Annotated in this window: 4 protein-coding genes and 1 pseudogene; 3 read left to right on the forward strand and 2 right to left on the reverse strand. The window is 73.1% G+C overall.

What is annotated here, in order from left to right:
- Nucleotides 1-457, forward strand: a pseudogene (locus AB0J52_RS24890) (hypothetical protein); the annotation flags it as partial.
- A 117-nt stretch (nt 458-574) separates the two neighbouring features.
- Here the strand turns inward: AB0J52_RS24890 and acnA are convergent.
- Nucleotides 575-3292 carry an aconitate hydratase AcnA gene (gene acnA, locus AB0J52_RS24895; RefSeq protein ID WP_500184579.1) on the reverse strand — a complete coding sequence of 906 codons (2718 nt, stop codon included), beginning with the start codon at nt 3290-3292 and terminating at the stop codon, nt 575-577.
- Between the two features lie 377 nt (nt 3293-3669).
- Between acnA and AB0J52_RS24900 the strand changes: the two genes are divergently transcribed.
- Together AB0J52_RS24900 and AB0J52_RS24905 are read left to right on the forward strand one after the other, a co-directional pair.
- Nucleotides 3670-4455, forward strand: coding sequence for a PadR family transcriptional regulator (locus AB0J52_RS24900; protein WP_500184586.1), 786 nt, complete (start codon nt 3670-3672; stop codon nt 4453-4455).
- Entirely contained in the window at nt 4452-5054 is a 603-nt protein-coding gene (locus tag AB0J52_RS24905; protein ID WP_500184582.1) for a DUF1707 SHOCT-like domain-containing protein, read from the forward strand. The genes AB0J52_RS24900 and AB0J52_RS24905 overlap by 4 nt, the downstream gene beginning before the upstream one ends.
- A 115-nt stretch (nt 5055-5169) precedes the next feature.
- Here AB0J52_RS24905 and eda read toward each other — a convergent pair.
- Nucleotides 5170-5604, reverse strand: a 435-nt coding sequence (eda, locus tag AB0J52_RS24910; RefSeq protein WP_500184585.1) for a bifunctional 4-hydroxy-2-oxoglutarate aldolase/2-dehydro-3-deoxy-phosphogluconate aldolase, incomplete at its 5' end; no start/stop codon positions are given.

A 5604-nucleotide genomic window follows, 5' to 3' on the forward strand; every position in this document is an offset into this window, starting at 1 on the left:
GGGACTCACGCTCGGGACAGTGCGCTGGGCGTCGGTTCCGGCCGCCACCGACCGGCCGGAGGACCCGCGCGCCTCGCTCCGCCGCGACCTCGGGCTGACCGCGCTGGTGGCGGCGGGGCTCACGGCCGCCGCCGCGGCCGGCTCGCTCGCCGTGGCGCTCGGTCCCGCCGGTCCGGCCGCGAAGGGCGCCGTGGCGCTGGCGCAGGCCTGGTTCGTGCTCGCGTTCGTCCCGCTGGTCTCCGCCGGGCTCGCGGCCACGCTGACCAGCGCGGGCGGCGGGTACGCGCTCGCGTTGGCCGTGCTCGCCGCGCGCGGACGGCTCCCGTGGCGGTGCATGGCGTGGCTGGACGAGGCGTACCGGTCCGCGCTGCTGCGCCGGGTCGGGCCCGCGTTCCAGTTCCGGCACGCCGAACTCCAGGACCGGCTCGCCGCGACGCCCGCCCGGCCGTCCCCCTGACCCGGAGTGGACCTGGAACAGCGGAACGGGCCGCCCCCGTGCTGGGGACGGCCCGTCCGTGGTGCGGTGCCGCACGGTGCAGTGCGGCACAGTGCGGTGTGGTCACCGCGCGCCCGGCTACTTGCGCAGCAGGTTGCGCAGGACGTACTGCATGATGCCGCCGTTGCGGTAGTAGTCGGCCTCACCGGGGGTGTCGATCCGGACGACGGCCTGGAACTCCTTGCCGTCGGCCTTCACGGTCACCTCGCGCGGGGTCTCGCCCTCGTTGAGCTTCTCCACGCCGGTGATCTCGAAGGTCTCGGTGCCGGTCAGGCCCAGGGACGCGGCGGACTCGCCGTCCTTGAACTGCAGCGGCAGCACGCCCATGCCGATCAGGTTCGAGCGGTGGATGCGCTCGTAGGACTCGGCGATGACGGCGCGGACGCCGAGCAGCGCGGTGCCCTTGGCCGCCCAGTCGCGGGACGAGCCGGAGCCGTACTCCTTGCCCGCGATGACGACGAGCGGGATGCCCTGCGCCGCGTAGTTCTGGGCGGCGTCGTAGATGAACGCCTGCGGCGCGCCCTCCTGGGTGAAGTCGCGGGTGTAGCCGCCCTCCACGCCGTCCAGGAGCTGGTTGCGCAGCCGGATGTTGGCGAACGTGCCGCGGATCATGACCTCGTGGTTGCCGCGGCGCGAGCCGTAGCTGTTGAAGTCGCGGACCGCGACGCCGTTCTGCTCCAGGTACTGCGCGGCCGGGGTGCCGACCTTGATCGAGCCCGCCGGGGAGATGTGGTCGGTGGTGACCGAGTCGGCGAGCTTGGCCAGCACGCGGGCGCCGGTGATGTCGGTGACCGGGGCCGGGTCCATCTCCATGCCGTCGAAGTACGGCGCCTTGCGGACGTAGGTGGAGTCGGCGTCCCACTCGAAGGTGCCGCCGGTCGGGATGTCCAGGCCGCGCCAGCGCTCGTCGCCCTCGAAGACGTCGGCGTAGGTGCGCAGGTACATCTCCTGCCCGATGGACGACTCGACGATCTCGGCGACCTCGTCGCTGGACGGCCAGATGTCCTTGAGGAAGACCGGGTTGCCCTCGGCGTCCTCGGCGATCGCGTCGTTGAGGATGTCGATGTCCATCGTGCCCGCGAGCGCGTAGGCGATGACCAGCGGCGGCGAGGCCAGGTAGTTCATCTTCACGTCGGGGCTGATGCGGCCCTCGAAGTTGCGGTTGCCGGACAGCACCGCGGTGACCGCGAGGTCGTTGTCGTTGATCGCCTTGGAGATCTCCGGCTGCAGCGGGCCGGTGTTGCCGATGCAGGTGGTGCAGCCGTAGCCGACCAGGTTGTAGCCGATCTTGTCGAGGTACGGGGACAGGCCCGCGCGCTCGAGGTAGTCGGTGACGGCCTGGGAGCCGGGGGCGAGCGAGGTCTTGACCCACGGCTTGCGGGTCAGGCCCTTCTCGACCGCCTTCTTGGCCAGCAGGCCCGCGGCCACCATCACGTACGGGTTGGACGTGTTGGTGCAGGAGGTGATCGCCGCGACCGCGACGACGCCGTGGTCGATCGTGAACTCGCCGCCGTCGTCCATCTTCACGACGGTCGGGCGGTGCGGGCGGTCGCCGTTGGCGACCTCGGCCGGGGCGTCGGACGCCGGGAAGGACTCCATGCCCGCCTCGTCGCCGGCGTGCACGTAGTTCTGCACGTCGCGGCGCCAGGTCTCCTTGGCGGCCGACAGGGAGATGCGGTCCTGCGGGCGCTTCGGGCCGGCCAGCGACGGGACGACCGTCGACAGGTCGAGCTCGAGGTACTCGGAGAACTCCGGCTCGACCGACGGGTCGAGCCACATGCCCTGCTCCTTGGCGTACGCCTCGACCAGGGCGATCTGCTCCTCGGAGCGGCCGGTCAGGCGCAGGTAGGACAGGGTCTGCTCGTCGATCGGGAAGATCGCGCAGGTGGAGCCGAACTCGGGGCTCATGTTGCCGATGGTGGCGCGGTTGGCCAGCGGCAGCTCCCCCACGCCCTCGCCGTAGAACTCCACGAACTTGCCGACGACGCCGTGCTTGCGCAGCATCTCGGTGACGGTGAGCACCAGGTCGGTGGCGGTGGTGCCGGCCGGGAGCTGGCCGGTCAGCTTGAAGCCGACGACCCGCGGGATCAGCATGGAGATCGGCTGGCCGAGCATCGCGGCCTCGGCCTCGATGCCGCCGACGCCCCAGCCGAGGACGCCGATGCCGTTCTCCATCGTGGTGTGCGAGTCGGTGCCGACGCAGGTGTCGGGGTAGGCGACGCCGTCGTTGTCGAACACCACGCGGGCCAGGTGCTCGATGTTCACCTGGTGCACGATGCCGGTGCCCGGCGGGACGACCTTGAACTGGTCGAACGCGGTCTGGCCCCAGCGCAGGAACTGGTAGCGCTCCTTGTTGCGCTCGTACTCGACCTGGACGTTGCGCTCGAACGCCTCGGGGGTGCCGAAGTAGTCGACGATGACCGAGTGGTCGATGACCATCTCGGCCGGCGCGAGCGGGTTGATGCGGGTCGGGTCGCCGCCGAGGTCGCGCACGGCCTCGCGCATGGTCGCCAGGTCCACCACGCAGGGCACGCCGGTGAAGTCCTGCATGATCACGCGGGCCGGGGTGAACTGGATCTCGTGGCTCGGCTGGGCCTTGCTGTCCCAGCCCGCCAGGGTGCGGACGTGGTCGGCGGTGACGTTCGCGCCGTCCTCGGTGCGCAGCAGGTTCTCCAGCAGCACCTTCAGGCTGTACGGGAGACGGGCCGAGCCCTCGACGGCGTCCAGCCGGTAGATCTCGTAAGACTTCTCGCCAACCCTCAGCTCGCTGCGGGCGCCGAAGCTGTTCGCGGACACGGACTCCTCCTCCGTCACCGCCGCGCGTCCGGTCCGGGACGCGACTGCGCGGCGAAATCACTGTTCGTCATCTGGGGCGGGCCCGTCCCGCCGGCAGCGGCCGGTCGTGGAGTGCGACCCAGGGCCGGTTCGGGCCGGCGGACGGGGTCACTCGCCCCACACAGAATCCTGCCGCACCCGGATACCTGCTCGGGACCTGGCCCCGCCTAACTTCCGCCGATTTTCTCTCGACATCAAGCTATCTGGAATTTATCTCGATATCAACATACCTCCTGGAGGACACCGCTCGGGAACCGTCCTGGACCGCCGAACGTCTTCGATATATCGTTGTCGTATCGCGAGAGGTCAAAGAGATCTCTCAGAAGGCGGTGGTGAAGATGGGATGGGGACACGGCTTCCGAGCGCACGGCGGACGGGGACCCGGCTTCGGGGGCGGCGCGTTCGGCGGGGGTCCGTTCGGCGGGCCGTTCGGCGACCCCCGGTCCTGGGCGAACGCCGGCCTCTGGGGCGGGCAGGGCCCGTTCGGCCCGGGCGGCCCGCCGTGGCGGCGCGGCGGACGGGGCGGCCCGGGCGGACGGGCCCGCAAGGGCGACGTGCGCGCCGCGATCCTCGCGCTGCTCGCCGAGCGGCCGCGCAACGGCTACCAGGTCATCCAGGAGATCGCCGAGCGCAGCGACGGCGCGTGGCGGCCCAGCCCCGGCGCGGTCTACCCCGCGCTGCAGCAGCTCGCCGACGAGGGCCTGGTCGCGTCCGACGAGGACGCGGGCCGCCGCGTCTACCGGCTCACCGACGAGGGCCGCGCCTACACCGAGGCCCACGCCGACGAGCTGAACGAGCCGTGGGCGCGGATGGCCCCCGAGTTCCCCGAGGGCGTCCCGGACCTGTTCAAGGCCATCGCGGGCACCGGCGCGGCCGCCGTCGAGGTGCTGCGCTCCGGCACCCCGGACGGCGTCGGCCGGGCCGTGGAGATCCTCACCGAGGCCCGCCGCGACCTGTACCGCATCCTGGCCGAGGACGCCCCCGAGGCGGACGGCCCGTCGGAGGCGGGCCACTCCGAGGCGGGCGGCCCGCCGGAGACGGGTCACTCGGAGGCGGGCGGCCCGTCGGGAACGGGCGGCCGGTCCGAGTCGGGCGGCCGGTCCGAGGGCGAGGAGGGCCGGTGACCGACTCCGCGCGGCATGGCGGCCCCGACAGCCGCAACGGACTGCGGATCGGCGACGCCGAGCGCGACGCCGTCGCGCTCGCGCTGCACGAGCACTACGCGGCGGGCCGTCTCGAACACGGCGAACTGGACGAGCGGCTCGACGCGGCCCTGGCCGCCAAGACCCTCGGCGACCTGCGCGCCGTCGTCCGCGACCTGCCGGAGCCGAACGGGCTCCCCGCCCCCGCGCGAGAGCCCGGCACGGCCCACGACGAAGCCGGCGCGCACGGGCGTGGGCGACACGGCCACCACGGTCTTCACCCGCACAGACACGGGTACGGGCTGCACGGCCCGTGGCGGTCCCACGGGCACGGCCCGGCACCCGCATGGGGACCAGGGCATCCGGCCATGTGGGCGGGTGCGGGGCATCCGGCGTGGCGCGGCCGCCACCGGCGGCGCGCGATCTTCCCTGTGCTCGCCGTGCTGTTCGCGGTGGTGGTGTTCAGCTCGGGCGCGGGCACGGCGCTGCTGGCCGTCTTCCACGTCGTGGTGATCCTGTGGATCGTGCGGGCGCTGGCCCTGCTCGTCCACACGCGGCGGCGCCGCAGGGCGCTGCGCTGACGCACTGCGCTGACGCCCTACAACCCCCGGGAGGCCCGGGAGCGGTCGTCCCCGGGGTGGTATCGCGGCCTCCCCGTCCTCACCCCCATGAGACGGGGAGGCCGCGAGCTCTGGGTCAGGACGCCGGGGCGGCGGCCTGCTTCGCGAGGGACTCGATCCGGTCCCAGTCGCCCGCGCGGACGGCGTCCGCCGGGGTGAGCCAGCTCCCGCCGACGCAGCCGACGTTCGGCAGCGCCAGGTAGCGCGGGGCCGACTCGGGCGTGATGCCGCCGGTCGGGCAGAACCGGATCTGCGGCAGCGGCCCGCCGAGCGCCTTCAGGTAGGGCACGCCCCCGGCGGCCTCGGCGGGGAAGAACTTCATCGCCGTGATCCCCTGCTCCAGCAGCGCCATCGCCTCGGACGCGCTGGACACGCCGGGCAGGAACGGCAGCCCGGTCGCGGTCATGGCGTCCCGCAGCGCGGGCGTGCAGCCGGGGCTGACCAGGAACTCCGCGCCCGCCGCGCGCGCCCGCTCGGCGTCGGACGGCGCGACGACCGTGCCCGCGCCGAC

This window comes from Spirillospora sp. NPDC049652 (genome assembly GCF_040675125.1).
GTDB lineage: Bacteria > Actinomycetota > Actinomycetes > Streptosporangiales > Streptosporangiaceae > Spirillospora.

What these genes read in the sequence shown, in the direction of transcription:
- AB0J52_RS24900 (WP_500184586.1), top strand. Translation starts at nt 3,670, where the DNA reads ATGGGATGGGGACACGGCTTCCGAGCGCACGGCGGACGGGGACCCGGC.